The organism is Brevibacterium linens ATCC 9172 (genome assembly GCF_900169165.1).
GTDB lineage: Bacteria > Actinomycetota > Actinomycetes > Actinomycetales > Brevibacteriaceae > Brevibacterium > Brevibacterium linens.
Genome location: NZ_FXYY01000069.1, coordinates 1 through 1,350 on the forward strand (window position 1 = coordinate 1; position 1,350 = coordinate 1,350).

The 1,350-nt window shown below is 60.0% G+C and carries 1 protein-coding gene and 1 other annotated feature; the gene reads left to right on the forward strand.

What is annotated here, in order from left to right; genetic code table 11:
* Positions 1 to 55: 55 nt before the first annotated feature.
* Positions 56 to 1,290 (forward strand): IS3 family transposase gene (locus tag BLIN9172_RS17770; protein WP_373270471.1). Its coding sequence is split into 2 segments (ribosomal slippage): positions 56 to 341 and positions 341 to 1,290, totalling 1,236 coding nucleotides; the frame shifts between segments, so codons are not numbered across the junction.
* Positions 334 to 462: a sequence feature (AL1L pseudoknot), on the forward strand. It overlaps the preceding gene by 129 nt.
* Positions 1,291 to 1,350 lie beyond the last annotated feature (60 nt).

Consider the following 1,350-nt stretch of genomic DNA (forward strand, 5'->3'; position numbering starts at 1 on the left):
TGATTCGCCCCGGGAATAATGGAGACAGTGAAGCCACGGAAAGGACTTCCCTGTCATGCCCCAAAAGAAGTACCCCCTCGAGCTACGCGAACGAGCAGTCCGCATGGTCCTCGACGCCCTCGAAGCTGACCCTGGTGCCCGCCGCGGCGTCTTCCGCCGGATCGGCGACCAACTCGGTGTGAACCCAGAAACACTGCGGTCCTGGGTCAATCAGGACCAGGTCGATGCCGGCGACCGCCCCGGCACTACCACCGCTGAAGCCCAGCGCATCAAGGACCTCGAGAAGGAGAATCGGGAACTGCGCCGGGCCAACCAAATCCTGAAGTCGGCCTCGGCTTTTTTCGCGGCGGAGCTCGACCGCCCCTCGAAGTAGTCTGCTCGTATATCGACGAGCACAAGGACGAACTCGGAGTCGAGCCGATCTGTGCCACGCTGCGTGCTGCCGGCGTGAAGATCGCTCCGAGTACCTACTATGCCCGCAAACATCGACCAGCCTCGGCTCGACAGAAACGTGACGAGGTATTGAAAGAAGAGATCAGCACTGTGCACGGGAAGAATTACGATGCGTTCGGAGCCAGGAAGATGCATATCGTGCTCAACCGCGAACCTGACTCGCATGGTCGCGGGCATGTGGCCCGTTGCACGATCGAGCGCCTGATGAGAGACCTCGATCTACACGGGATCAAGAGGGCCAAGGCACCGAACACTACGAGGTCAGCACCGCGGGAGAACTGCCCGGCCGATCTCGTCGATCGGCACTTCGAAGCCTTCGCTCCTGACCGGCTGTGGGTGGCCGATATCACCTATGTGCACACGTTCACAGGGTGGGTCTACGTCGCGTTCGTCACCGACGTGTTCAATCGCGAGATCGTCGGCTGGCAGGTCTCGAGGTCGTTGCATACCGAGTTGGCTCTTGACGCTTTGCAGATGGGGATCTATCAGCGTAAACGTGCTGGTCACGACCTGTCTGGGCTGGTACATCACTCGGACCGCGGGGTCCAGTATCGAGCGATTCGCTATGGCGAGGCCCTGGCTGAGCAAGACGCAGTCGCGTCTGTCGGGTCGAAAGGAGATTCATACGATAACGCCCTCGCTGAAGCGCTGAATTCACTCTATAAGGCCGAACTCATCCGGAACAAGGGTCCCTGGAAAGGTATTGATGATGTCGAGATCGCCACGGCGCAGTGGGTGCACTGGTTCAACACGTACCGGCCCCACGGAGCACTTGGTGGGGCGACTCCCGCCGCGTTCCGAGCCGATCATCTCAGCACGATGCCACGGGCTGCGTAGCTCGTGGGTGAGCCGATGAATTCCAAGTAGAAAACTCTCCATCAAACACGGGGCTTGACA